The sequence below is a fragment of the Glutamicibacter sp. JL.03c genome, assembly GCF_025854375.1.
GTDB lineage: Bacteria > Actinomycetota > Actinomycetes > Actinomycetales > Micrococcaceae > Glutamicibacter.
Genome location: NZ_CP107575.1, coordinates 1,545,719 through 1,569,742 on the forward strand (window position 1 = coordinate 1,545,719; position 24,024 = coordinate 1,569,742).

A 24,024-nucleotide genomic window follows, 5' to 3' on the forward strand; every position below is an offset into this window, starting at 1 on the left:
AACCCCAGCGCATCCGGTCGGAGGACGTGGCCGAGATGACTGGGTGATGCCGCCAGCTGGCAATCAACTGAGTGCGGTTTGGTCGATGGCCGGGGCTGGGTAGCGTTGCAGATGACCTGAGTACCCCAAGGCGAAGGAGCTCACTATGAGCAGTGCAGAAGCAAACAAGGTCATCGGCATCATCAAGGACCTGCGGATCGCGATGGTCGCCACGCAGAGCGAACAGGGGCTGGTCAGCCGTCCACTGACGCTGATTGAAGCCACCGACGAGGGAGATCTGTGGTTCTTCTCCACCGCGGATTCCGATGTCGTCCGGGAGATCCAGGCCCATGGGCAAGTCAATGCGGCGTTCAGCGGATCCAAGCGATGGGTTTCCGTCGCCGGGCGCGCGAGCGTCGTGCGGGATGCCGAGAAGAAGCAGCAGCTGTGGAGCAGCGCCGTGGAGATGTTCACCTCTGAAGGCCCCGATTCACCGCAGATAGTGCTCTTGCATGTCGATGCAACTTCGGCGGAGTACTGGGAGAACCCCGGTGGCGCGGCAAGCCTGGTAGCCGGATGGGTCAAGCAAAAGCTCACCGGCAAGCCCGCTGAACCGGGTGAATCGAACACCGTCGAACTGTAAAAACAGCTCTCCTGCTTGCCAGGAGGATGGCGTCCGCTGCCCCGTTGGCCGGGGCAGCGGACTTGCTTTTTCCCAAAGTCCGCGGGCAATGTTCCGAACGCGCGCCGGTGCCCCGCGGGGATAGTCCCACGGGGCACCGGCGAGCCAAGTTATCTAGGACAGGTCGTTCTTGACGTCCTTGGCGGCGTCCTTCACTTTTTCCCCAGCCTGTTTGGCCTTGGCCTCAGCCTGGTCCTTCACGCCTTCAGCTTGCAGCTTCGGGTCGTCGGTGGCATCTCCGTAGGCTTCCTTGGCCTTTCCGGATGCTTCCTGGACCTTGTTCTGGATCTTGTCTCCGATACCCATGATTCTTGCCTCCCGTGTGGATCCGACTACTGACACTCAGAACCATAAAGCAAATTCCAATCCGTGATCTGAAGCTGGACGTTTGCTTGAAATCCGCAGTCCTGAAGTCCATGGAGGGGCGTGATGCGGGATCGGAGCAGTTGTTTCAGGCCCGGGAGAAGGGGGTCGTAAAAAGCCCCCTGGGAACACCACGGCCGTGGTGTTCCCAGGGGGCTGAGGGATGGCGCTGATGAAGCTAGCCGGTGGCCTGCCCTGCCTGCTGGGAGACGACGGCGCGTGCCGGCACGGTCTCGTCGAATACGGGAATTGCGTGGGCGACTGCACTATGCTGCCAGTACTTGACGCGGAAGGAAACCAGGTCCCGATGCTCGGCCTCGCTGAAAAAATCCTTGATCGTGGTGCGTGGCGAGCGGGGTGGAACGACTTCCAGCACCGGGGAAGGCTCGGAAACGTGCAGGAATTTCAGCTCATCGGTCTCTGCATTGATCATGGCGACCAGCACCGGCTGCCGATGCACCGAGACCAGGCCCATCACATCGTCAAGGTCCTCCAGCGGATGCGCCATGACTATCGGCATTCCTTGGACCCAGCCGAAGTCGCCCAAATGCTTTCTTCCCTCACGCGACCCCAGCAGCTCTACAACACGCTGTGCGGTACGGGATCTAACTAGCCTTCCTGGCATGTGAACTACCCTCCACTTCTAGACGATACTTCTCGATTCAACAGAACAGTCCTCCAGCGCCGCTTGGCGGCGAACACCGGCAGCGTTCTGGAGGGAGCTTGAGAGGAAATTATCATTGGGATCCAAGTTGTTCAGCCCCCACCCACGCTTTCTCATGAAACTCTCAGCTTTGTTAAGCTACTAGTCAACATTTCTATTTGTCTGTTTTCCCAGCCCGCCAAGGAACTGCTTCGGCCCGCCGAAGGCACTTACTGGACCACCGTTGCCCAGCGCTGGCGTGCTTCCGCCGCGCGTGCCGCGCCGAAGGCCAGCCGGTCCGCGCCTGCACCCGGTCCGCTGGGCGAAGATGAGGGGCGCAGGAGCAGCCCGTGCACGCGGAGCCAAGCGGAAGCCATTGAAACCGCCGGCGGGCGAAAACTGCTGGATGCCGGTTCATTAACCGTCCCCCGGCCTCCTCGCCGGCCAGGTTCGGATGCCAGGCCTGCAGCACGTGCCGGGCCCAGCGGTCCAGCTAGCGTTGCGCCATGGTGGCTTCGAGATCTTCGCGCAGGAACACCGAGCCGGTGCCGATAAGCGGATGCGCCAGCGGCTATTCGCGGCCATCCCACTGCAGTCCGTGGCCAGGCAAGTCCAAATGCGCGCGCGCCGTCCCCTGTAGGCGAGGAGAAGGACCCGGCATCGGGACGGGCATGGTGCTCGGCGAGGTGGACCTCGCAGCGCTGCCCGGCGGGCGGGCCGTTGGGCGCAGCGCCATCGAATTTCGCCACACCGCAGGTCATCGCCCTGCGTCGTCGACCTCCGGGGCAAAACGCTCAGCCCACGTCTCATCGCTCAGCGCCTTGAGCTGGCTGATCTGCGATTCAGCGCGGCGTGACAATTCCCGCAGCAACGACGGATCCAGCCGGGGATCATGCGGCACCATCAGCAACAGCGTCTGCCACATGCGCAGTTTGGCATTGAGCAAGCCGGTGAGCACATCGAGCTGCACCTGCGCGGCGGCCAACTCGCGTCTGCGCAGCGGATTGAACGGATTCACGTGCCCTGCCAATTTGGCCAGCGGAGCGAAGAGCCTGGCCAGTGGCCGCTGAGTGCACCCAAGTCGCTCCATGATCCGCTTCAGATCCACTTGATCAGCCTGGACTTGCTCGTGCAACGAGTCGAAACGCGCGGCATAAGGGGTCTTCGCCCATGTGGTGTGGGCCGCCTTGAAATGGTTCAGCCCGGATTCGGAACCCAGAAGGTGCTCGATCAGGTACCGGTGCAGGACCTTCTGGTCAATTGAGTTGCGCGGCATGGGCCTGTCCTTCGCTCGGTCATTCTCACGTGCAGTGCTGCTGGCTTGAACGCTAGGGCACCAGCACCAGCGAGCCAATGGCCGCCCACGGATCCGCAGGCTGCATCCAGCATCCGGTTGAGCGGTCCGGGATGGGGCAAGGGCTTGCGCTGCCGTACCAAGTGGACTGCCTGGTTTCTCGCGTGCAAGCGCCAAGATGTCCGAGCACTGCTGGAGGGCTTGGGCTGCGGAGCTGAAACCCACCAGACGTGCAGGGCCCTGATCGCAAGGTGGGCGCGCGACGCTAATGGCCACCGGAATGATTCCTACGGGCAGCAAAGGGCATCGGGCGGCCTCGCCGGGAACGAGCACCGGAAGTCCATCCAGCGCAGGACGGGACCGCGGGGCACCGTCGAAGCGCTCCGGGATGAGCGCAACTAGCTGGCAGGCGGCCCGTAGCAGGAAGCTGCAGGAATTTTGCCCCGGCGTGAAGCCAAGCTGGTCATTTGGCAAGGCCCCGGGGCTGCCGCCTCTCTCATGGGTAGGGTCCCGCCTTGGCGAGCCATCCAGCTACCGGCGGCTTTCCTTCCCCGTTGCCTGAAAAATCCGTGAATTCACTGGTCAGCAGCTGCTGGCCGATGCCAGATTCGTACAACCTATGGTCATTGTGCACTTCTGGGTCTATCCTGAGAGCCTGTTGTGGATTTGCGGTTTTTGGGGGACTGGCAAGTTATGAAACGACGTCATCACGATTCGGGTATCTCTGTGCCTTCACAGGTACCGGCGCGCCATCACATGTTCGTATATATCGCCTTGGGGATAGCAGCGGCCGTGGGCCTTTCCAGCGCCACGCCGTGGCCCGCGGCGCCGCCTGCTCGGGCCTACTCTGGCGGTTCAGCAGTCGAAGTTGAATCCATCGATGCCTTCAGGCCTCAAGCGGTGAGCGCACCGCACTCGGGAAAGCCATCGATAGGCGTTGCTGGCGCACTGATATCAGATCCGGTGAATGCCGCTGTTGCGGAAGCCGGGGCCGTGCGGCAGGCTGCGGGTTCCGGACCGCGAGCACTGGAGAACCATGCCATGGGGCCTGATGTCCCGGGCACGCGGTATGCGGGTGCAGCTTCCGCAGCGCAGTTCGGTTCTCCACTTGCCTTATTCCAGCTGATGCCACCGGTCGCTACCCGCACGATTTCAAGTCCCTTCGGATGGCGCCAGAATCCAACCGGGCCCGGACGGCAAATCCACATCGGCCAGGACTATCCGATTGCTTGCGGGTCACCGGTCAGAGCCAGCGAGGATGGTGTCGTCGTTCTCGCGTCGTGGGCAGGGCATTCGGGGAACCGCGTCACCATTGATCACGGCAATAGGATCTTGACTGGTTATAGCCACAATTCGCTGATCCTTGCCAGAGCAGGCCAGAAGGTCAGCCAAGGACAAGTGATTGCCCTGGCCGGAACAACAGGGAATTCCACCGGATGCCATGTTCACTTTGAAGTGATTGCCAACGGCCACTGGCAAGACCCGCGTCTTTATCTCGGCCGTGGCCCCGGGGACCTTGCGTCGATATTCGTCCCTGACGCGCAATCCCCGGCTGCAAACTTCGCCCTGGCACCTCAGCAAGTAAAGCCATTGCCTGCAGCAGGAACGCGAACGTCAAGGACAACCGTGATGCCAGCGCCTGAACCCAAAGAACGGAAGGCGACGCAGAAGTCCGGCAAGAAGCAACAACCGGTGGGATCCAAAGCCGTGCCGCACAAGGTCAAGCCACAGCAGATCAATAAGACCAAGGCCGACGCGCCGAGGACCGCTGAGCCACGCCGTGACACGACGATCAAGCATGCACAGAAGCCGCAACCGAGCGATACAGCGCCAGCAACACCACCGCGTACAAGCTCACCGACGGCCGCGCCCTCGGCTACGCCAACGCCGACGCCTTCGGCTACGCCGACGCGGCACTCCCAAGCACCAACCGGGAGGCCATCGCCGACGTCAAATGCTTCCGATCCAGCTATGCCACCGAACCCGACGGCGACGGCCAGCGCACCTCAGTCGCCGACAGCCACCGTTTCAGCAAGCCCGGAACCTTCACAGGTATCAGAGCCGTCACCGACACCCAGTGCTCCGGCAAAGCCATCGGCTTCCTCTAAGGCCCCGAAACCCGTTCCGAGCGCCCCTGAATCCAGCACGAGTGAAGAACCCAAGGACCAGGGGGCGGTCCCTGAACAACGGATTCCTGAGCCAGCTGCGCCAGCACCTGCTACACCGAAAATTCCCGCCAAAACAACGGGCAAGACGGCGCCATCGGCCGCCCCTGCCAAAGCCGTGAAGAAAGTTGCCGTCCAGCCCGGCCCTCGCCCAGCGCGGGCCAAAGCCGAACCCGTCCCGGCGCCGGTCAAGAGCAAAGCGGTTGAACCGGCCACAGCGGCACCGGCGAAAAAGCCAGCCGTGAGAACCGGCACGGCAAAAACCGCTACGCCGATGACGCCAGCCAAATCGGCACCGGTGGTGCAACCAGCGCAAGAGCCAGCCATCAAGAAGCCGAAGGTGCCGGCCTCAACCAAGCCGCCTGCCGCAACGGTGGAGCACGATGCACAACAGGAGAAGCCGTAGGTTGTTCCCGTTGCCGGCCTGCGCACCGCGACGTGATATGGAGCTGGTTAGATCGTGCCGTGATTCTTGATATTCTTATAAGTCGAGTCCTGTGCGTTTTTGACGCGCACCACAAGACCTATCGAAAGAAGTGCCCGGCACGTGTTCAATTCACTTTCCGATCGCCTGACAGCAACCTTCAAGAACCTGCGCGGCAAGGGCCGCCTGACTGAAGCAGACATCGACGGTACCGTCCGCGAAATCCGCCGCGCCCTGCTCGACGCTGACGTTGCCGTCTCGGTGGTCCGCGCCTTCGTGGCCCAGGTGAAGGAACGCGCACTGGGTGCCGAGGTTTCCGAGGCGCTGAACCCGGGCCAGCAGGTCGTCAAGATCGTCAACGAGGAACTCGTTGGCATCCTCGGTGGCGAAACCCGCCGCCTGAACCTGGCCAAGAACCCTCCAACGGTGATCATGCTCGCCGGTCTGCAGGGTGCCGGCAAGACCACCCTGGCCGGCAAGCTGGCCAAGCACCTGAAGTCCGAGGGCCACACCCCGATGCTGGTGGCCTGCGACCTGCAGCGCCCCAATGCAGTCAAGCAGCTGCAGATCAACGGCGAACGCGCCGGCGTTCCGGTCTACGCACCGCACCCGGGCGTCTCCTCGGAGTTCGACACCCCAACCGGCGACCCGGTCGCAGTAGCCCGCGACGGCATCGCCGAAGCCAAGTCCAAGCTGCATGATGTGGTCATCGTTGATACCGCCGGCCGTTTGGGTGTCGACACCGAAATGATGGCCCAGGCAGCGAACATCCGCGCCGCCATCAACCCGGACGAAGTCCTCTTCGTCATCGACGCGATGATCGGCCAGGACGCGGTGAACACCGCACAGGCTTTCCACGAAGGCGTTGACTTCACCGGCGTTGTGCTCTCCAAGCTTGATGGCGATGCCCGTGGTGGCGCCGCGCTGTCGGTGGCTTCGGTGACCGGCAAGCCGGTGATGTTCGCATCCACCGGCGAGAACCTGGATGACTTCGAGATCTTCCACCCGGATCGCATGGCTTCGCGCATCCTGGACATGGGCGACGTCATGACGCTCATCGAGCAGGCCGAGAAGAATTGGGACAAGGGCGAAGCCGAGCGCATGGCGAAGAAGTTCGCCGACCAGGAAGACTTCACCCTGGACGATTTCCTCGCCCAGATGGCCCAGATCAAGAAGATGGGCTCGATGAAGAAGCTGCTGGGCATGATGCCCGGTGCGCAGATCTCCCGCCAGCAGCTCGAGCAGTTCGACGAGCGCCAGATCGACCGTGTGGAAGCCATCGTCCGCTCGATGACCCCGCACGAACGCGTGGCACCGAAGATCATCAACGGCTCGCGCCGTGCACGTATCGCCAAGGGTTCCGGTGTTTCGGTTTCCGAGGTGAACCAGATGCTGGAGCGCTTCACCGAAGCGCAGAAGATGATGAAGAAGATGGCTGCCGGAGGCGGCATCCCGGGCATGCCAGGTGCCGGCAAGGGCGCTGCCCGCAAGGCCAAGGGCAAGGGCAAGAAGCAGCAGAAGTACGGCAACCCGGCCAAGGCCGCGCAAGCCCAACTGGAAGCCCAGAACAAGAAGTCTTCGGCACCCAGCGGGGCATCCTTTGGCGCCGGCGCCAACCAGGACTTCGATCCATCGAGCCTGAACCTTCCAGCCGGTTTCGAGAAGTACTTGGGCAAGTGATAAGCCCACCAGCTGCATAGGACGAGAACGCGCCATGGGAACTGACATAGTGTTCCCATGGCGCGTTTTGTCTGTGCGCCCTGGACCCAAACTATGATTGACAGTAGCCAGCTACTTCACCAGTGAAAGGAATCTGCCTTCGTGGATTCGTCTGAGTTCAACTACCTCAACCTAGAGTTCATCTTCATGGGCGACAAGCCAGACGCCGCAGAAGTTGTCCGCACGGCATTGGCTGATCGGCGCCTGCTGGGCTTCATCGGGGGAGCCGTCGAACGAGAGAGGTCCACCGAAGTCCTGGCCGAAGTGGCGACCGTCAGCGAAGCCCGGGATGCGGTGCTCTACCGCATTGATGCAAAGGGCAAGTTGCGTGAAGGATCCCGTGTCACCAAGCTGGTGCACGAGTTGAAGAACTCGACCGGTGCCAACTATGTGCTGGTGGACGGCGATGAGATCGATGGCCCAACTCCGGACGACGAGATCCTCGGGGATCTCGGGGCAACCAACGAGCTGCTGCACGGAGCCACCCTGAAAGCCTCGGAACTGGTGCTGGCCGCCGGTTTTGACGACAACCAGATCACCGTCTGGGACACCGAATCCGGGTTGATGGCCATGCCAACCCAACCGGTCTTCTCCCCGGGGATTTCCCGCTCCAGCCGTCCCTTCCTGTCGCTGACCCGCACGGGCAACGTCATCATGGCAATTGTTGAGGCCAAGCGCTCGCGCGGCGATCTCTTCGGCCCGGCGCTGAGCATGGTGCTGGATCTGGAACGCCAGGCCATTGTGGAACCGGATGCCGACTCTCCTGCGGCTTCGCGCCTCAAGGAACTGGACGGGCTGCTGCTGGGCATCGGCGAGGAAACGGTTGAACTGCTGGACGCCCTGGTCTCTGACCCGAAGGCCCGCGACGAAGCCTTGGCCCTGATGCATGGACCGGTTGACCTGGCCGGCATGAAACGATTTGTCGCATTGCTGGGCTTCGACCCTCGCAGCGTCGACTACCTCACCGGCCGTCCCATCCCGGAGGACCGCCGGGTTATTTCCACCGGTGGCCCCTTCAGAAGCCTGCGCGCGGCCCTGAACGAACAGGAGCGCGAAGCCACCGGACTGAAGCGAGTGCTCTTCCGTGCCGGATGGAACCCGCAGGCGCTGATCGGTTCCGGCGCGCTGGTGCTGGCCTCGGGTGTCGGCGTGCATGCGCTGCTGGCCAAGAGCCAGAAGTTCGCGTGGCTGCCAAAGCCCGCGCGCCAGCTGCTGATGTTCGCCTGGTACGCCGACGGTGCGTTCTATCTGGGCAAGGGCCTTATCGATGCGGCCAGAGCCAAACGCGATTTCTAGGGCCTGATCACTGGAACGACAACAGCGCGGGTGCGCGGCAAGCTGAGTGCTGCGCACCCGCGCTGTGCTTCGTGGTCGCGACCCTGGCCGCTAGCCGCGATTCTTCAGTGCAGGGAAATCGGTATCCCGGAATTCCTTGGGCGGAACCTTGCCGGCGGCATGCTGTTCTTCCTCGGCCAGGCGCAATTCCACCCGGCGGATCTTTCCGGAGATCGTCTTGGGCAGATCCGAGAATTCCAGTCGGCGAATGCGTTTGTAGGGAGCCAGATGCTCGCGGCAGAACCCCAGGATCTCTTCTGCGGTGTCCGCGCTCGGAGCGTAACCGGCAGCCAGGATGACAAAAGCCTTGGGCACCGAAAGCTTGAGTGGATCCGGGGAGGGGACAACAGCGACTTCGGCCACCGCTGGATGCTCCAGGACCACCGATTCAAGCTCGAACGGACTGAGCTTGTAGTCGCTGGATTTGAAGACATCGTCCGCCCTGCCGATGTAGGTCAGGATCCCTTCCTCGTCGCGTTCGGCGATATCCCCGGTGTGATAGAGCCCGTCACGCAGTGCCTCGTCGGTCTTCGCCTGGTCATCGAAGTAGCCCTTCATCAAACCCACCGGCCGCGGATCGATGCGCAGGCAGATTTCTCCCACTTCGGCTGCTTGGCCGGTGGTGGGGTTGCGCAGTTCAATATCGTAGCCGGGCATCGGGCGGCCCATGGCGCCTACCTTGACCGTTTCGCCGGGGGAATTGGCAATTTGGACCGTGGTTTCCGTTTGGCCATAGCCGTCACGGATCACCTGGCCCCACGCGGAGCGCACCTGGTCAATGACCTCGGCGTTCAACGGCTCGCCGGCGGATACCAGTTTGCGTGGCGGGGTTTGCAGCGTGGCCAGGTCCGCCTGGATCAGGTAGCGCCAGACCGTGGGAGGCGCGCAGAAGCTGGTGACGTTCTCCTTGGCCATCTGCTCCATCAGCGCCAGAGGATCGAAGCGATCATAGTTGAAGACGAAGACGGTGGCTTCTGCGATCCACGGCCCGAAGAAGTTGGACCATGCGTGCTTGCCCCAGCCGGGGGAGGCAACGTTCAAATGCACGTCGCCCGGCTCGACACCGATCCAGAACATGGTCGCCAGATGGCCCACCGGGTAGGAGGTGTGGGTGTGCTGCACGAGTTTCGGCTGGGAGGTGGTTCCGGAGGTGAAGTACAGCAGGAGGTTCTCATCAGCGCGGGTCGGCGTCTCCAAGGCGAACTCGGCCGGCACCTGCCGGGAGTCGTCAAAGTGCAAGGTTCCAGGGTGGCGGGCGCCGCCGACCTGGACGACAGCGTAGCTGCCGGGAACGCCTGCGAGCTTCTCCAGGTGATCATGGCTGGTGATCACCCACGTGGCCTCGCCCCGCTCGATGCGATCGGCGAGATCCTCGCTGGTGACCTGCGTGGTCGTTGGAATGATGACCGCTCCGAGTTTCATGCCAGCGAGCATTGTTTCCCATAGGGCCACCTCGTTGCCGAGCATCACGATGATCGCATCCCCGCGTTGCAGGCCCTCGTCGGAGAGCCAGCGGGCCACCTGGGTGGAACGCGTGGAGAGCTCGGACCAGCTGTAGCGGGCAGACGTTCCGTCCGGTTCGGTAAGAATCAAGGCTGGCTCATCGGCCCGCTGCGGATCCCTCGCGACGGCATCGAACCAGTCGTAGGCGAAGTTGAAGTCGGTGAATTCTGGCCACGTGAACTCGTGTCGAGCGCTTTGGTAGTCATCGCGCGCGGCCAAAAGCAGGTCGCGGGCGGCTCGGAACTTCTCGGTATTGCTCATCGCAGTCCTTTGCATTTCGGGCGGCAATGCCCGCAGCTATCATCCTTCGTTACCTTTCAATATACGGGAGTGACCAGTTTGGACGAATTGTTGCGCCATCATGCGTAGTCGTGTTGGCGCAACGCGCAATTTTGTCCACTGAATCATGATTTAAGCGAGCAATGTGGCCTCCGTGCAGGAGCTGAAGAGCAATTGGACGGTAACCGCTTGGATGGTCTAGCGTCTGAAATATGCCAAAGGAACAAGTCCCCGCCAAGAAACAGAACCCGCTTCTTGTGCTGGGAAAAATCAGTGCGATTCTTGATTCCTTTTCCCTGCGGCATCCCGTGCTCACCCTGGCTGATTTGCGTGAAGCCACGTCCATGCCGGCCTCCACGGTCCAGCGCCTGGTGGCGAACCTCGTGGAACAAGGATTCCTGGATCGTGAGGGCGATGGGTATCGAATCGGCATGAAAATGGCGTACTGGGCCGCCCCGGCCACCCGCGGCAAGGAAGTCCTCGATGTCATCAGCCCGCTCTTGGCCGAGCTGCGCGATACGACCGGCGAGACGGCGTGCCTTTTCCGGGCCGAAGCCGTGTATCGAGTTTGCGTGGGCATTGCCGAAACTCGCCATGTCTTGCGTCGCGAGATGCATTTGGGAGAGTTGGCGCCGCTGCATGCTGGTTCCGCTGGCCGGGTCCTCTTGGCCTGGAAGCCGGAGCTGATGCAGCGCCTGGTGGAGGGGTCCTTGGAATCGCTGACCTCATCGACCATTACCGGTCTGGATGATTTGCAGGCGGCCGTGGAAGCTACCCGCGCCGACGGCTTTGCGATCACCACCGGAGAACGCGAAAACGGCGCCTCGGGACTCTCGGCCCCGGTCTTCGACTCGGCGGCCCGGCTGGTGGCCGCAGTGACTATCAGCGGCCCGACAATGCGCATGCCGCAAGCGGTCTGCGAAAGCTGGGTGGAACCGCTGCTGGAAACCGCCGAGCGCATGACCCGGCTGATCGGCGGCCGATTCCCCGGCGAGACCCACCGCCCGGCCTAGCCAGCGGCGGATGGCTCCGTGTTCGCGGGGATGACCCACTCGAACGCCGTGGCCTTGGACCGCGCTCCCTGGGCGGACTTCGAGCGATTCGGCTCGCCCAACTGTGCCAGGAGCCTTTCGGAGAGCTGGACCAGTTCGCCGAAGTGTTCAGGAGTCAGCCAGCCGGGCCGGGTCGCAAAGAGGATGTCCTCGCTGGAAGTGTTGCCGCTGGCTCCCGGCGCGAAGGGGCAGCCGCCCAAGCCGCCCAAGGCTCCATCAACCACTTCGGCACCGGAGGCAATCGCAGCCAGCGTATTGGCCACGCCCAACCCCCAGGTGTCGTGGCCGTGGAAGACGATGCGCCGTTGCGGCGAATTCTCCCGGACATTGGCGATCAGCGAAGCCACCTGGGCAGGAACCGCCTGGCCCAGGGTGTCGCAGATGACGATGTCGCAGGTTCCTTCTGCGCGCGGATCATTGGCGATCTGAAGGACCTTCGACTCCGGGACCTGGCCGTCGAAAGGGCAGGTGAAGGAGGTCGCCAAGCAAAGCTGGATCTTCCCGTTGACCGCCTGGGCGTAGCGGACCGCTTCGGGCAGGGCCGCCAGGCTTTCCTCGGTGGTTCGCGAGATATTGGCCTGGTTATGCGCGTCGGAGACCGAGAGGCAGTACTGGAAATTGGTGATGCCCGCCTTCGCGGCTTTGGCCACATGCCCCGGGGTCGCCACCCAGATCCAGCAGTGCGCCAGTTCCTGCGGGGTTAGTGCCTCGGCGACCTCAAGGGTGTTGGCCATCGGCGGCACCAGGTCGGCGCGGGCCATGGAACCGAGCTCGATTTCCCCGACCCCCAGGCGCAACAGTTCCCGGACGGTCGCGATTTTCACTTCGGTGCTCAAGAGCTTTCCGGTCAGCTGCAGCCCGTCGCGCAGAGTGACATCGCGCAGGGTGGCTGCTGGTGTGAAGTTGTAGTTCATGCTTGGCTCGTTTCGCTGCTGGTGGCGTTCATGATTTCTTCCGGGCTGTAGCCCAGGAGCGTGCCCAGGACGTCATTGGTGTGCTCGCCGAGGTCCGGGCCGAGGTTCCGGATCGGCAGGGAGGCTGGGCCCATGACCGGGACGATGCCGGGGAATCCGACCCCGGGGAGCACCTCCTCCCCGGTGGAGACGTCGAAGTCCTGGATCATCTTGCGGGCCAGGTACTGCGGCTCGTTGACGATGTCCTCGGCCGTATAGATGGGGCCGGCCGGCACCCCGGCGGCATCCAGCACTTCCAAGGCATTCGTGGAGTCCAGGGTGCCGCTCCAGGCACTGATCGCCTGGTCGAGCATTTCGCGCTGTTCCCATCGCTGGGCATTGGATTGCAAGTTCTCGTCGCGGGCCAAATCGGGGCGGCCGATGGCTTCCATGTACCTGCGGTAGATCCCATCGCCATTGCCGGCCACCACGATGCTCGCCCCGTCGGCGCACAGATACGCGTTGGACGGGGCGATGCCTTCCATCCGTCCTCCGGTGCGGGTCCGGGATTCGCCGTAGGCGCCCTGGTCGGGGATCAGCGATTCCATCATGGAGAACATCGCCTCGTGCAAGGCGACGTCGATGATCCGGTGATCCAATGGCAGGGGTTCACCACCTGAGCTCTTGCGGTCGCGCTCGAACAGGGCCATCACGGCGCCGAACGCGGCGTAGAGCCCGGCGATGGAGTCGCCGATGGAGACGCCCACGCGGACCGGGGCGCGGTCAGGGTCTCCGACCAGGTTGCGGAACCCGCTGAAGGCTTCGGCCACGGCGGCGAATCCCGGACGCTCGGATAACGGGCCGGTTTGGCCGAAGGCCGAGATCCGGGTGATCACCAGGTCCGGGTTCGCCGCGCTGAGCTCTTCTGGCCCGAGCCCCCATTTCTCCAGGGTTCCGGGCCGGAAGTTTTCCAGCAGCACGTCGCATTCGCGCACCAGGTCCAGGACCGCGGCCCGACCGGCGTCGCTGCGCAGGTCCAGCACCACGGACTTCTTGTTCCGGTTGATCGTGCGATAGAGCATGGAGACGCTGCCCTTTTTCAAGCGCCAGTTGCGCAATTCGTCGCCGGTATCGGGGCGTTCGACCTTGATGACTTCGGCTCCGAAGTCGGCCAGCAGGCGTCCGGCGGTGGGCGCCGCGATGTAGTTGCCCAATTCCAGGACGCGGATGCCGTCCAGCGGGGCGATGGCCTTGGCGGCGGGATCTCGGTGGCTCATTGGTAGCTCCTTGTCAGGTGGCTGGAATCAGATGAAGATGCTCATGACCAGGACGAGTCCCAGCGCGATCACCGAGGCGACGGAAACACCAACGGTGACCGACTTCAGGGCGCCTCGCACCGTTTGGCCCAGCAGGGATTGCAGCAGCCAGAAGGTATTGGAGGTGACGTGGATCATGAACAGCGAGCCGGCCCCGGCCGCCAGCGCGATGAGCACCGGATCCAGTCCCAGTGCCGGAGCGATCGGGGCGAGCATGCCGGCGGCGGTGATCGCCGAGAGGGTCACCGAACCCACGGCGATGTGCAGTACCGCGGCAATCACCCAGACCACCACCAGCGGTGCCACGGCGCTGGCGCTGAAGAATCCGCCGAGGATATCGCCCAGTCCGGCGGCGGCCACGGTGGCGGCCAGCGAACCTCCGGCGCCGGTGAGCAGCAGGATCTGTCCGCTGTCCTTGAAGCCGGTGCTGATCGCGTCCTCCACGCCCTGTTGGCCGATGGCTCCGCGTGCCACGATGGTGGTGCCGATCAGGCCGATGAGCAGTGCGACCACGGGGTTGCCCAGCAGTTCCAGCACGCCGTTCTGGAATGTGGCGATTTCGGCGATCGCGCCGGCGGCAATGAGGAGCAGCGAGAGCAGCAGGGGAGCGAAGAGCAGCAGCAACGAGGTTTCGCGCTGGCCTTCGGGGCCGACGGCCACCTTCACCGCGCCGGAATCGGCCTGCGGCTGCTGTCCGCCATCGATGCCAACGCTGCCGCGGGCCGGCGGATTCGGGGTGCTCTGCGGGTAGTCGTCTTCCTCGAAGACATGTTGCTCGTCGCGCGCTGGCTTCCAGAACCCGCGACGGAACAGGAAGGACATGATCAGCACCGCGAGCACGACCGTCGGCACCACCAGGAGCAATCCGCAGATCAGCATCTTGCCCAGCGATACGCCCAGGACGCCGGCTACCGCCAAGGCGCCGACGCCGGGAACCATGAAGATGATGCCGCACTCCAGCGAGATCGCCATGGCAGTGGCCAATCGGGCGGTGCCCATCGGACCGATCTTGGTGGCCATGCGACGCGCCAGCGGTGCCGAGATGACGATCAGGACGTCAACGAAGATCGACTGCAGCACGGTGCCCATGGCTACCGCCATGGAGTAGGGCAAGGCCTTGGGGCCGAACACCGAAAGCAGGCGTTCGACCAGGCGGCGGATGGCGCCGACCTCGTTGAGGATCGAACCCATCAGCACGCCGAAGGCGATGAGCAGTCCGACCTCCATCATGATGTCGCCGAAGCCCTGGGTGATGGTTTCGATGGTCTTGCTGATGCCAAGTTGCGTGCTCAGTCCCAGATACAGGGCGCCGAGGACCAGCCCGATGACGGGGTTGACCTTGAATTTGACGATCAGCAGCACCGTGGCGAGCACGGCCACGGCGGTGTTAATCAGAATCGCTGTATCTGACATGGGGATCCGATCTTCGTTGATAACGGGAAGACGTGAGCTGGGTCACGGAACTCTGATTCATAGTATGAGTTACAACCCACAATGTAAACTTCATGTCGTGACTGGGTCATCGCCGATCCACGGGTTTTCGCGCTTAACCGCAGCAGGCCCCGCAGTAACAAGCTGCAGGGCCCGCCAGGGCACGTAGCCAAGGCGGCTATGATTTCAGCGAAGGAAAGTCCGTATCCCGGTACTCCTTGCCCGCTGGTTCGCCGCCATTGAACCGGCGCTCTTCGGCCTGGCGCAATTCCACGCGGCGGATCTTGCCCGAGATGGTCTTGGGCAACTGGGCGAACTCGATGCGCCGTACCCGCTTGAACGCCGAGAGATGCTCTCGGCAATGCGCCAAAATCGACTCCGCGAGTTCGGGCCCGGCCTGCGTATTCCCCGTGGGGACGATATAGGCCTTCGGCACGCTCAAGCGCACTTCATCCGGGGCTGGCACCACCGCTGCCTCGGCCACCCCGGGATGCTCGATCAACACGGATTCCAGCTCGAAGGGGCTGATTTTGTAGTCGCTGGACTTGAACACGTCATCGGCGCGACCCACGTAGGTCAACACGCCGCGTTCATCGCGTTCAGCGATATCGCCGGTGTGGTAGACCCCGTCGCGGAAGACCTCGGCGGTCTTCTCCGGGTTCTCGAAATAGCCCTTCATCAGCCCCAGCGGGCGGGGATCGGCCACCAGGCAGATCTCGCCCAGATCCCCGGCCTCGCCGGTGGCCGGGTCGCGCAGCACGATATCGTAGCCGGGCATCTCGCGCCCCATGGCCCCGATGGTGATCGGAACGCCCGGCGGATTGGCGATCTGCACCGTGGTTTCGGTCTGGCCAAAGCCGTCGCGGATCACCTGGCCCCAGGATTTCTGCACCTGGTCGATGACCTCGGCATTCAGCGGTTCGCCGGCGGAGACCAGCTTCGCCGGAGGATTCTTCAATGCGCTCAGGTCCGCCTGGATCAGTAGGCGCCACACGGTCGGCGGAGCGCAGAAGCTGGTGACCTTCTCGGTGTCCATCTGGTGCATCAGCGCGATCGGATCGAAGCGGTCGTAGTTGTAGAGGAATACGGTGGCCTCGGCGATCCACGGGGCGAACAGGTTCGACCATGCATGCTTGGCCCAGCCCGGGGAGGCGACATTCAGGTGCACATCGCCTGGTTCCAGCCCGATCCAGAACATCGTGCTCAAGTGCCCCACCGGGTACGAGGTGTGCGTGTGCTCCACCAGCTTCGCCTTGGACGTGGTCCCGGAGGTGAAATAGCGCAGCAGTGTCTCATCGGCGCGCGTAGGGCGCTCCAGCTGGAAATCGGCGTCGGCGTTGTAGGACTGCCCGAAGTCGAGGATGCCTTCAGCGGCGCTGCCTCCGATCTGGATCAGCGTGTAGTCGCCGGGCACCGTCTCGAATTTCTGGATTTCGCCCTGGTTGGTGATCACCCACTGGATATGCCCGCGCTCGATGCGGTCGGCCAGGTCCGTGGGGGTCAGTTGCGTGGTGCAGGGGATCAGGACCGCCCCGAGCTTGATCCCGGCCAGCATCGACTCCCAGAGCTCCACCTGGTTGCCGAGCATCACTGCGATCGTCTGGCCTCGGGTCACGCCCTGATCGCTGAGCCAGCGCGCGAGTTGCGTAGAGCGCCGCGAGAGTTCGGACCAACTGCGGCGTGTCGAGCTGCCATCGCGTTCGGTGATGATCAGCGCCGGCGTATCTGCTCGTTGCGGATCCTTGGCCACCTGGTCGAACCAGTCGAAGCCGAAGTTGAATTCGCTGAACTCGGGCCAACGGAATTCGTCTCGGGCCCTTTCGTAGTTCTCACGCAATTCCAGGAGCCGATCGCGGGCAGCTCTGAATTCATCGGTAACGCTCACAATTAACCTTCCGTCGCTGGGACCAGGACACCTCACGGAGTCGTGAGGCAGATCACTTGCCAATATACTTGGAAGTCCAAGGGTTTGAAAGCGCTGGGGGGTACCGGGCGGCACATGAGCCTCGCGGCTGGCGGGCAATGCTGGTGGTGATTGAGCTGGGCGAGCGGGGGTGCGGATAATCGGAAACCTCGCCGAGCCACCTGCTCCGGCATGGGCCGACTTGCATGACTTTGCCGGCTCGGCCTTATCCCATCTGCCAATCTTGGGGGAGGCCTTGATGGCCGTCATGAACGATGAAGCAACCAGCGGTCCGTAAGGGCTGGTGGCCACCGTTCTGCGCCATGGCCCGGAAATGGCTATCTGCACGCTGGGAGCGCCGGGCGCGGTGGCAACGGATCGACAGCAGCGGTGCCGGAGATGCCATCATGGCCGGTTACCTGGTGGATCACCAGCGGGGGTCATCGGCGCAAGCGGCTTTCGGAACAGCCTGCAGGGCGAACGCTGTGGTGCTGCCGAGCCGGCGTCCGCGTCCGAAGCTCGCCCGGTGGCTTGCCCGGTGCCAGCGGCGTGCGCTGCCATCGCGCGCGTGATCGCCGGAACACTGGAATTTACTTGAAGCCTCAACTAAAACGACGTAGGCTTAAAACCAACAAGAAGTCCTGATCGGAAAGAAGGCACTGGCCATGTGCATGCTCAAAGAAGATAAGCTCGCCGCAGCCACTCACATGAACGCCGTGCAGTTGAAAGTCGGCGACATGAGGGCCATGAGCGAGTACTACCAAAAAGCGCTGGGGCTCACGGTGCTGGATGAAACCGCCGAAGGCACCCGCTTAGGCCGCGGCACCCGGGAGCTGGTCAACCTGCGCAACGCCCCGGGTCTCCGTCTGCCTGCCCGCAGCGAAGCAGGGTTGTTCCACACCGCGTTGCTCTTCAATAGCCAAGCAGATTTGGCCGCCACCGTGCTGTCGGCCGCGCAATTCGACCAGAGCAAATTCGTCGGAAGCTCAGATCACCTGGTCTCCGAAGCCTTCTACTTCACGGACCCCGAAGGCAACGGCATCGAGCTGTACTTCGACCGGCCGCGCGAGACGTGGACCTGGAACCACGGCGAGGTCAGCATGGACACCATCTACCTGGACCCCAACAACTACCTGAACACCCACCTGAGCGAACAGGCCGTGGCCTCCTTGCAATCGGCCGGCGCCGATATCGGCCACGTCCACCTGCAGGTGGGCGATGTGGCCACCGCACGCCAGTTCTATGTGGACACCCTGGGTTTTGACGAGACCACCGCGCTGGGCAACCAGGCGCTGTTCGTCTCCGCTGGCGGCTATCACCACCACATGGCGATGAACGTGTGGAATTCCCGCGGCGCAGGTCCCCGCAAGGACACCCTGGGCCTCGGCGAGGTGCTGATCAACGTGCCCACCGCCGATGAGGTCGGCAAACTGGCGCAGCGATTGAGCTTCGCGGGCGTGGCCCACCATCACACCGGCGCCGAACTGCGCTTCAACGATCCATGGAACAACCAGCTGCGCGTGGCCGTCGCCTAGCCGCAGGCCGCGGGCGGGGGATCAGGCGGACCTCGTCAACTGCTCGGCGATCACCTCGGCGGTCAACGGGGTGGTCACCAGCGGCTGGAAATCTCCCTGCTCGCGGCCGCGCAGCACCTGCGCGGCAAAAAGGTCCGGGGATCTGACATCGCAGCGCGTCAGATCCTCAGGAGCCAATTCCCACCAGGCCGAGGCCTGCAGGGCCTGCACGGTTTCCGGGGCAAAACGCTCGCGGATCACCCGCGCCGGCAGGCCGCCGACCACCGTATAGGGCGCCACATCCTTGGTCACCACGGAATTCGAGGCGACCACTGCGCCGTCCCCGATGGTGATGCCATGGCCCAGGGTGACCTTCTCGCCGATCCATACGTCGTTGCCGATCGTGATCTTCCCGGGCTTGTAGCCGAACGTCGCCGCTTTCAGCGCGACCCCGCGATCTTCGCTATAGGCCTGCGCGAGCAGCTGCTGGTTGTAGAACACCGGGCTGGTCGAAGCCCACTCATGCGGATGGCGGGCGCCCATCACGCTCAGGGACTTGGCGATCGAGGTGAAACGGCCGACGGCCAAGGACTTGTGCAGCCTCGAATGGGTATAGGAAAACGCGCCCATCCGCCCCAAGGCCAACCCCGTTGTGCCCCAGAACGTGGTGTACGGGTGCAATTCCAGGTCCGCCTCATAGCTCACCAAGGCCTCGGGCTGATAGGAATCCCCGGTCTTCTCCATGCTGTCGACACCGCGGCCGGCCAGCAGGATCCGGTACTCGCGCAACAGCGGCTGCAACTGGGACATCGCGATTTTCATGAGTACGAGTCTAGGGCCGCGAACTGAGTGCGCCATGGGCGGGCGCCGAGGGGCACCTGGTGATCTGCCCGCCGAGCCCTACTTCTTCGGCTGACCGGTCTGCGGCTTGAAGGACAGGTTGTTGTGCGTGGTGAAGTACGGCAGGGCGCGCGACTTCTTCACGCCCAGGCGCTTGAGCTCTACGCTGCCCCCGAGCCGGCACCGCAGATACACATCACTTGGTGCATCTTCCCCTGCCGCGGCCTGCAGCAGCTGCGCACTCAGGGCGAACACCAGCCGCTGCTCCTGGCGTTGGGTGGCAGAAATCGACTGCAGCTGGGCCTTGGTGTCGCGATCAAGGATGACCAGCTCGATCTCGGCGTGCCGCGGCAGCGGCTCGGAGACGCTGATGCCCAGCGCCAGCCCATCATCTGGGAGGAATTCGAGCGAGGCGATGCGGGCCGAGAAATCCGGCAGGTCATCCCTGGTGCCGTCGGCCTTGAGCCGGGCTGCCTTGTTCCTGGTTTCCACCCACCGCGCGATCACATCGTTGGCGGCATACTCGCGGGCGAATTCCCGGCAGCGGGCCGACATGCTGGCCGCCAGCTGCCCCTCGGTGATCAGCTGCTCTACCCGCTCGGCCATTGCCTGCAGATCCCCGGGCGCCACCAAGAAGCCGTTGACCCCGTCGCGGATGCTATCGGCCGGGCCGAAATTGATGTCGAAGGACACCGGGATGCAGCCCTGCTGCTGCGCCTCGAGCAAGACCAGCGCCTGCCCCTCGTTGGTGGAGGTGAACAGCTGCGCGGTGCAGCTGGCGAAAAGTTCCGGCAGCCGGTCGGAATACCCGTGGAAGAGGACCAAATCGTCCACCCCGAGCTCGCGGCTCAGTGCTTCGAGCTTATCGCGCTGTGAGCCCTGGCCGACCACATGCAATACCGGGTGATGCCCGCGGCGCACCAGCTCGGCGACCACCTTGATGCTGGCGGCCACATTCTTATTCGCCGTCAACGATCCGGCCGCGATCAGATGCGTGCTGTGGCGCTGCGGCGGCGGGCCGGGAAGGGTGCTGGCCTTGAGCGGATTGGGGATCACGAAACAGCGCTCGGCATCCCCGAAACGCCGCACATAGGCATCTCGCTGCGCGGCGGTGAGGAATACGAACCCATCCCACTGCGCGCGGGCTTCGATGATCGGCGCATGGGGGTCGCTCAGCTGCCCGGTCTGCAGCGGTTCGCCCTTGGCCACGTGGATGCTGTGGAAAGCGTACAGCTTGGGCACCTTGGTGGTCTTCCACTGATCCAGCAGCGCCGCCGTGTACTTGCTGTCGACCACCACCAGCGAGTTCTCGTTCTCGGCCAGCGAGCTGAGCCAGTACCGGTACAGCGCCGGTGCAGTATTAAAGCGGGCGATCACCGTGCCATCGGCAGCCAGCACCTCCAGGCACCGACGCTTCTTGCCCTGGTGGTCAAAGCCCTTGGTGTCGATCAGGAAGGTGCTGCCGTCCTTGCGCAGGAACCGAGTCTGCCTGGTTCCCTTGGCCCTGCCATCGGTGAAATGCTGGCTGAAAGGGCGCTCGGGCGCCTCGGGATAGGCCACGGTGTCATCCAGTGCCAGATCAGCGGTGGCCGGATCGAACTTTTTCGCGGCTACCGGTTCCTGCGGCGCCATTGCGCGCTGGGCCAGATCGAGGTACAGGTTCAGCACCTGCACATCCGGGGAGAGCTTGCCCTTGCCGACCAGCTCGTCGACGATCTGCGGCTGATCCGGCGCGCGATTAAAGGTCACCACAAACGCCCGGCCGTAGCGCTGGGCGAACAGCCCGGCTCGCTGGATGCACACCGTGGTCATTCCGCCGAATTCGCGTTCGAGCTTCCACGTCACCATGTAGGCGTTAAGATGTTCGCTGGATAATGCCACGAGGTCGGCCCTTTGGGTTGAGAGCAAAAACTGTGGTGCCCGGTCATGAGCCTTGCGGTTTGCGGGACCACGTTTGTTGAGCGTAGCGCTCAATGGCGGTCCGCGTCTTGTTCCTCGGGGCCAATAGGGCAAGCTCTCAGTTTCTTCAGCTGAGGCACATCGCTGACGCACAGTTGTAGATCAGGCCCGCGTCAAAAATGCGCATGTGGTGATATTGTGACCACCTGTCCCACAATGGTGTCATTTTGTGGCACGGGTGAAAAAGGGACGATCACCTGCAGCATGCGCGCAGGAAGTGGTTCGTTGCTGTTTGGGGTGATCTGCCGATTAGCTTTCGAATAGTTGCTGACCAAGGTACTGGCCTTCACGCACTCCCGGAACAATGGCATATAGCCCGGAACTGGTATTACGAAGATATTCGGTCATGGCATCGTTGGCGCTCATCGCTTGTTGGATGGGGACAAAATGCGTTCGTGCATCGGTAACAAAGGCAATGAAGAACAGCCCGGCATCTAAACGGCCCAACCCATCGGAGCCATCTGTGTAGTTGAAGCCGCGACGCAGCATCTTGATTCCCTGGTGGGCATCGGGATGCACCACCGCGATGTGGGAGTCCACGGGGATGATGGGACCATTGCTTCCGGCCATCGTGAAGTCGGGCGCGGTGAACTCCTCGCCGCCAGAGAGCGGAGCGCCGCTGCCCTTGAGCCGGCCTACCAGGTTTTCTTGTTCGCCTAGGGTGGCGCGATCCCAGGTTTCGATATGCATGCGAATCCGGCGGATTACCATATAGCTTCCACCCACCATCCACGGCTGATCGGTGCGTTGCTTCTGTACCCAAACATGCTCATTGATCTCATCGGTATGCTCGGCCACGATGTTATTGGTGCCGTCCTTAAAACCAAACAGGTTCCGCGGGGTGCTCTGCGCGGTACTGGTTTTCGAGGTTCGGCCGAAGCCGATTTGCGACCAGCGGACGTTGGCTTTGCCAAAAGCCAAGCGTGAGAGATTGCGAATGGCATGGACCGCAACCTGCGGGTCATCGGCGCAGGCTTGGACGATGATGTCCCCATTGCTGCGGGCTTCTTCGATCATGTCTGAACGAAAATGCGGAAGCTCAATCAGTGCCTCGGGTAGTTTGCCATCGAGGCCGAATCTTGCCTTGCCGTCCTTTTCAAAGAGCGTGCGCCCAAACCCGATGGTGACTGTCAAACGGGACGCCGGCAGCCCTAGCGCCTCGCCGGTATCTTCCGGAGGCGCGTCATAGGAACCATCAACAGCACCCGAAGTTCCAACGGGCTGGCCCTTCATCATCTGGGCAATGGCCCGGGTCCAGTTCTGAAGCAGCTCGATAAGTTCCTCGCGAGACCGTGCCTGAACATCAAAAGCCGCCGTGTGCATCCGGTCTTGAGCTTCGGTGATGATTCCAGATTGGTGCTCACCGTAAAATGGCACCTGATCATCAACAGTCTGCTGGCTTTCTTGGCTGGCGTAGGCGCGGTGTCCCAGCGCTCCCAAAGCCAGGCCCGCGCCACCGGCGCCCATTGCCGAGAGCAAAAGGCGCCGGTTCATCGTCACACCGGTGGAAGGCTGTGATCCGGATGATTCTGCGTGCATCGTACCCTTTACTTCACTACAACTGCGGTTAGTTTAGACAGCGGTTCACTCAGGGCATCGACTCCGGAGGCCAGTTCCTTGATCTGTGAATCGCTCAAGTCCTGGTAGTACTTGAAGCCGTCTCCCTCACGGTAGGCATCAAGCTGCTTTTGCAGTGCCGCGAAGTTCGTTTTCAGCTCCTCGTCCAAGGCATCGTCGGTGCCCGCTAACAGCGGCTGCAGATCTTCATAAGCAATTTTTGCTCCTTCCAAATTGGCTTGGAAGTCCCACAGGTCAGTGTGCGAGAAGGTTTCCTCTTCGCCGGTGACCTTTCCGGTAGCTACCTCATCGAGCAGCTCCTTGGCTCCGTTGGCCAGCTGGTCCGGAGTGAATTCCAGGCTCTGGGTGCGGGTATAAAGTTCCTTGGTGTCCTCGACCATCTTGGTGGCAATCTCTTCGCGGTCACCCTGACTCATCTTCGTGTAACCCTCGGGTGCCCAGAGATCCTTTTCGGCGCGGTGCCATCCGGTAAAGCTGTCGCCCGCCTCCAGGTCAGCTTCACGAGCATCCAAGATTGGATCCAAGTCACCGAACGACTCGGCCACCGGTTCAATGCGCTCCCAGTGCATGCGGGTAGGCGCGTACAGGCTCTTCGCTAGCTCTTCATCTCCTGAGGCAAATGCTTCGGCGAACTTTTCAGTTCCGCGCACCAACTGTTCGGTCTGATCCTTGACGTAAGCGGCATATTGATCCGTCGCGTTCTTCTGCAATGCGGCACGGTCAGCGGATACTTCCTGGCCATCTGCCGATTCGCTGACGGTGAAGGCTGCCCGGATACCGTCGCCGACCATGCCCGGCTTGCAGGCTGTGAAATATTTTCCCTGCGGGGCCATGACGACGAGGTCACGGGTGACACCCGGACCAATGTTTTCGACTTCGCCGACGATGCGAAGTCCGTCTTCGGCGAGCAGGTAGAACTCGGTCACGGCGGAGCCCTCGTTCTTGACATCAAACTTGATGGTGCCACCGGCGGTGGTGTCGGTAGAAACATTGCAGGTATCGTTGGTGCTCACTACTGAGATGGCGCCGTCTGTGGAAGCTTCAGTGGTGTTGTCGGTGCAACCAGCCAGAGCCAGGGTGCCCACGACGAGAACGGCTACGGCGGTACTTGTTTTGTTCATGAGGTGCGAAATCCTTCGAAATTCAGTGAAT

At 62.7% G+C, this 24,024-nt stretch carries 20 protein-coding genes and 1 pseudogene; 7 read left to right on the forward strand and 14 right to left on the reverse strand.

The features are described from left to right. Positions 1–145: 145 nt before the first annotated feature. Positions 146–622, forward strand: a complete 477-nt coding sequence (locus tag OF385_RS07045; RefSeq protein ID WP_264277625.1) for a pyridoxamine 5'-phosphate oxidase family protein — start codon at positions 146–148, stop codon at positions 620–622. A gap of 153 nt (positions 623–775) precedes the next feature. Here OF385_RS07045 and OF385_RS07050 read toward each other — a convergent pair whose 3' ends face one another. The 3 genes from OF385_RS07050 to OF385_RS07060 form a co-directional block, all read right to left on the reverse strand. Beyond that, positions 776–967 carry a CsbD family protein gene (locus OF385_RS07050; protein WP_264277626.1) on the reverse strand — a complete coding sequence of 64 codons (192 nt, stop codon included), beginning with the start codon at positions 965–967 and terminating at the stop codon, positions 776–778. 235 nt (positions 968–1,202) lie between these two features. Beyond that, positions 1,203–1,532, reverse strand: coding sequence for a hypothetical protein (locus OF385_RS07055; protein ID WP_264277627.1), 330 nt, complete (start codon positions 1,530–1,532; stop codon positions 1,203–1,205). A 365-nt stretch (positions 1,533–1,897) separates the two neighbouring features. Next, positions 1,898–2,044 (reverse strand): hypothetical protein, encoded by a 147-nt coding sequence (locus OF385_RS07060; RefSeq protein WP_264277628.1) that lies wholly within the window; start codon positions 2,042–2,044, stop codon positions 1,898–1,900. 77 nt (positions 2,045–2,121) lie between these two features. Here OF385_RS07060 and OF385_RS07065 point away from each other — a divergent pair, with 77 nt between their 5' ends. Beyond that, the gene (locus tag OF385_RS07065; RefSeq protein WP_264277629.1) at positions 2,122–2,307 is read left to right on the forward strand and encodes a hypothetical protein; all 186 of its coding nucleotides are present in this window, start codon (positions 2,122–2,124) and stop codon (positions 2,305–2,307) included. A 117-nt stretch (positions 2,308–2,424) separates the two neighbouring features. Here the strand turns inward: OF385_RS07065 and OF385_RS07070 are convergent, their stop codons facing one another. Further along, entirely contained in the window at positions 2,425–2,943 is a 519-nt protein-coding gene (locus OF385_RS07070; protein WP_264277630.1) for a hypothetical protein, read from the reverse strand. Between the two features lie 1,143 nt (positions 2,944–4,086). Here OF385_RS07070 and OF385_RS16730 point away from each other — a divergent pair. Next, positions 4,087–4,386 (forward strand): annotated as a pseudogene (locus OF385_RS16730) (M23 family metallopeptidase); the annotation flags it as partial. A 581-nt stretch (positions 4,387–4,967) separates the two neighbouring features. Here OF385_RS16730 and OF385_RS07075 read toward each other — a convergent pair. Then, positions 4,968–5,483 carry a hypothetical protein gene (locus OF385_RS07075; protein ID WP_264277631.1) on the reverse strand — a complete coding sequence of 172 codons (516 nt, stop codon included), beginning with the start codon at positions 5,481–5,483 and terminating at the stop codon, positions 4,968–4,970. 190 nt (positions 5,484–5,673) lie between these two features. Between OF385_RS07075 and ffh the strand changes: the two genes are divergently transcribed. Together ffh and OF385_RS07085 are read left to right on the forward strand one after the other, a co-directional pair. Then, entirely contained in the window at positions 5,674–7,230 is a 1,557-nt protein-coding gene (ffh, locus tag OF385_RS07080) for a signal recognition particle protein (RefSeq protein WP_264277632.1), read from the forward strand. 141 nt (positions 7,231–7,371) lie between these two features. Next, complete coding sequence (locus OF385_RS07085) at positions 7,372–8,565, forward strand: hypothetical protein (protein WP_264277633.1); 1,194 nt, start codon at positions 7,372–7,374, stop codon at positions 8,563–8,565. A 90-nt stretch (positions 8,566–8,655) separates the two neighbouring features. On the opposite strand, the gene OF385_RS07090 is transcribed toward OF385_RS07085, so the two are convergent. Beyond that, positions 8,656–10,368: an AMP-binding protein gene (locus OF385_RS07090; protein WP_264277634.1), complete on the reverse strand. Its 1,713-nt coding sequence runs from the start codon at positions 10,366–10,368 to the stop codon at positions 8,656–8,658. A 230-nt stretch (positions 10,369–10,598) separates the two neighbouring features. On the opposite strand from OF385_RS07090, the gene OF385_RS07095 reads away from it, so the two are divergent. Continuing rightward, positions 10,599–11,399 carry an IclR family transcriptional regulator gene (locus OF385_RS07095; RefSeq protein WP_264277635.1) on the forward strand — a complete coding sequence of 267 codons (801 nt, stop codon included), beginning with the start codon at positions 10,599–10,601 and terminating at the stop codon, positions 11,397–11,399. Here OF385_RS07095 and OF385_RS07100 read toward each other — a convergent pair. From OF385_RS07100 to OF385_RS07115, 4 genes are all read right to left on the reverse strand, one after another. After that, positions 11,396–12,352 carry a hydroxymethylglutaryl-CoA lyase gene (locus OF385_RS07100; protein ID WP_264277636.1) on the reverse strand — a complete coding sequence of 319 codons (957 nt, stop codon included), beginning with the start codon at positions 12,350–12,352 and terminating at the stop codon, positions 11,396–11,398. The two genes, OF385_RS07095 and OF385_RS07100, sit on opposite strands and share 4 nt — an antisense overlap. Next, positions 12,349–13,608, reverse strand: coding sequence for a CaiB/BaiF CoA transferase family protein (locus OF385_RS07105; protein ID WP_264277637.1), 1,260 nt, complete (start codon positions 13,606–13,608; stop codon positions 12,349–12,351). The genes OF385_RS07100 and OF385_RS07105 overlap by 4 nt, the downstream gene beginning before the upstream one ends. A gap of 27 nt (positions 13,609–13,635) precedes the next feature. Further along, complete coding sequence (locus OF385_RS07110; protein WP_264277638.1) at positions 13,636–15,060, reverse strand: GntP family permease; 1,425 nt, start codon at positions 15,058–15,060, stop codon at positions 13,636–13,638. Between the two features lie 196 nt (positions 15,061–15,256). Beyond that, positions 15,257–16,963 carry an AMP-binding protein gene (locus OF385_RS07115; protein ID WP_319019273.1) on the reverse strand — a complete coding sequence of 569 codons (1,707 nt, stop codon included), beginning with the start codon at positions 16,961–16,963 and terminating at the stop codon, positions 15,257–15,259. 683 nt (positions 16,964–17,646) lie between these two features. Between OF385_RS07115 and OF385_RS07120 the strand changes: the two genes are divergently transcribed. Further along, positions 17,647–18,516, forward strand: a complete 870-nt coding sequence (locus OF385_RS07120) for a VOC family protein (RefSeq protein ID WP_264277639.1) — start codon at positions 17,647–17,649, stop codon at positions 18,514–18,516. Between the two features lie 21 nt (positions 18,517–18,537). Here OF385_RS07120 and OF385_RS07125 read toward each other — a convergent pair whose 3' ends face one another. The 4 genes from OF385_RS07125 to efeO form a co-directional block, all read right to left on the reverse strand. Further along, positions 18,538–19,317 carry a CatB-related O-acetyltransferase gene (locus OF385_RS07125; protein WP_264277640.1) on the reverse strand — a complete coding sequence of 260 codons (780 nt, stop codon included), beginning with the start codon at positions 19,315–19,317 and terminating at the stop codon, positions 18,538–18,540. A gap of 78 nt (positions 19,318–19,395) precedes the next feature. After that, positions 19,396–21,216 carry a glycosyltransferase gene (locus tag OF385_RS07130; protein ID WP_264277641.1) on the reverse strand — a complete coding sequence of 607 codons (1,821 nt, stop codon included), beginning with the start codon at positions 21,214–21,216 and terminating at the stop codon, positions 19,396–19,398. A 327-nt stretch (positions 21,217–21,543) separates the two neighbouring features. Then, positions 21,544–22,833 (reverse strand): iron uptake transporter deferrochelatase/peroxidase subunit, encoded by a 1,290-nt coding sequence (efeB, locus tag OF385_RS07135; protein WP_264277642.1) that lies wholly within the window; start codon positions 22,831–22,833, stop codon positions 21,544–21,546. A gap of 8 nt (positions 22,834–22,841) precedes the next feature. Then, positions 22,842–23,993, reverse strand: coding sequence for an iron uptake system protein EfeO (gene efeO, locus OF385_RS07140; protein WP_264277643.1), 1,152 nt, complete (start codon positions 23,991–23,993; stop codon positions 22,842–22,844). Positions 23,994–24,024: the final 31 nt, after the last annotated feature.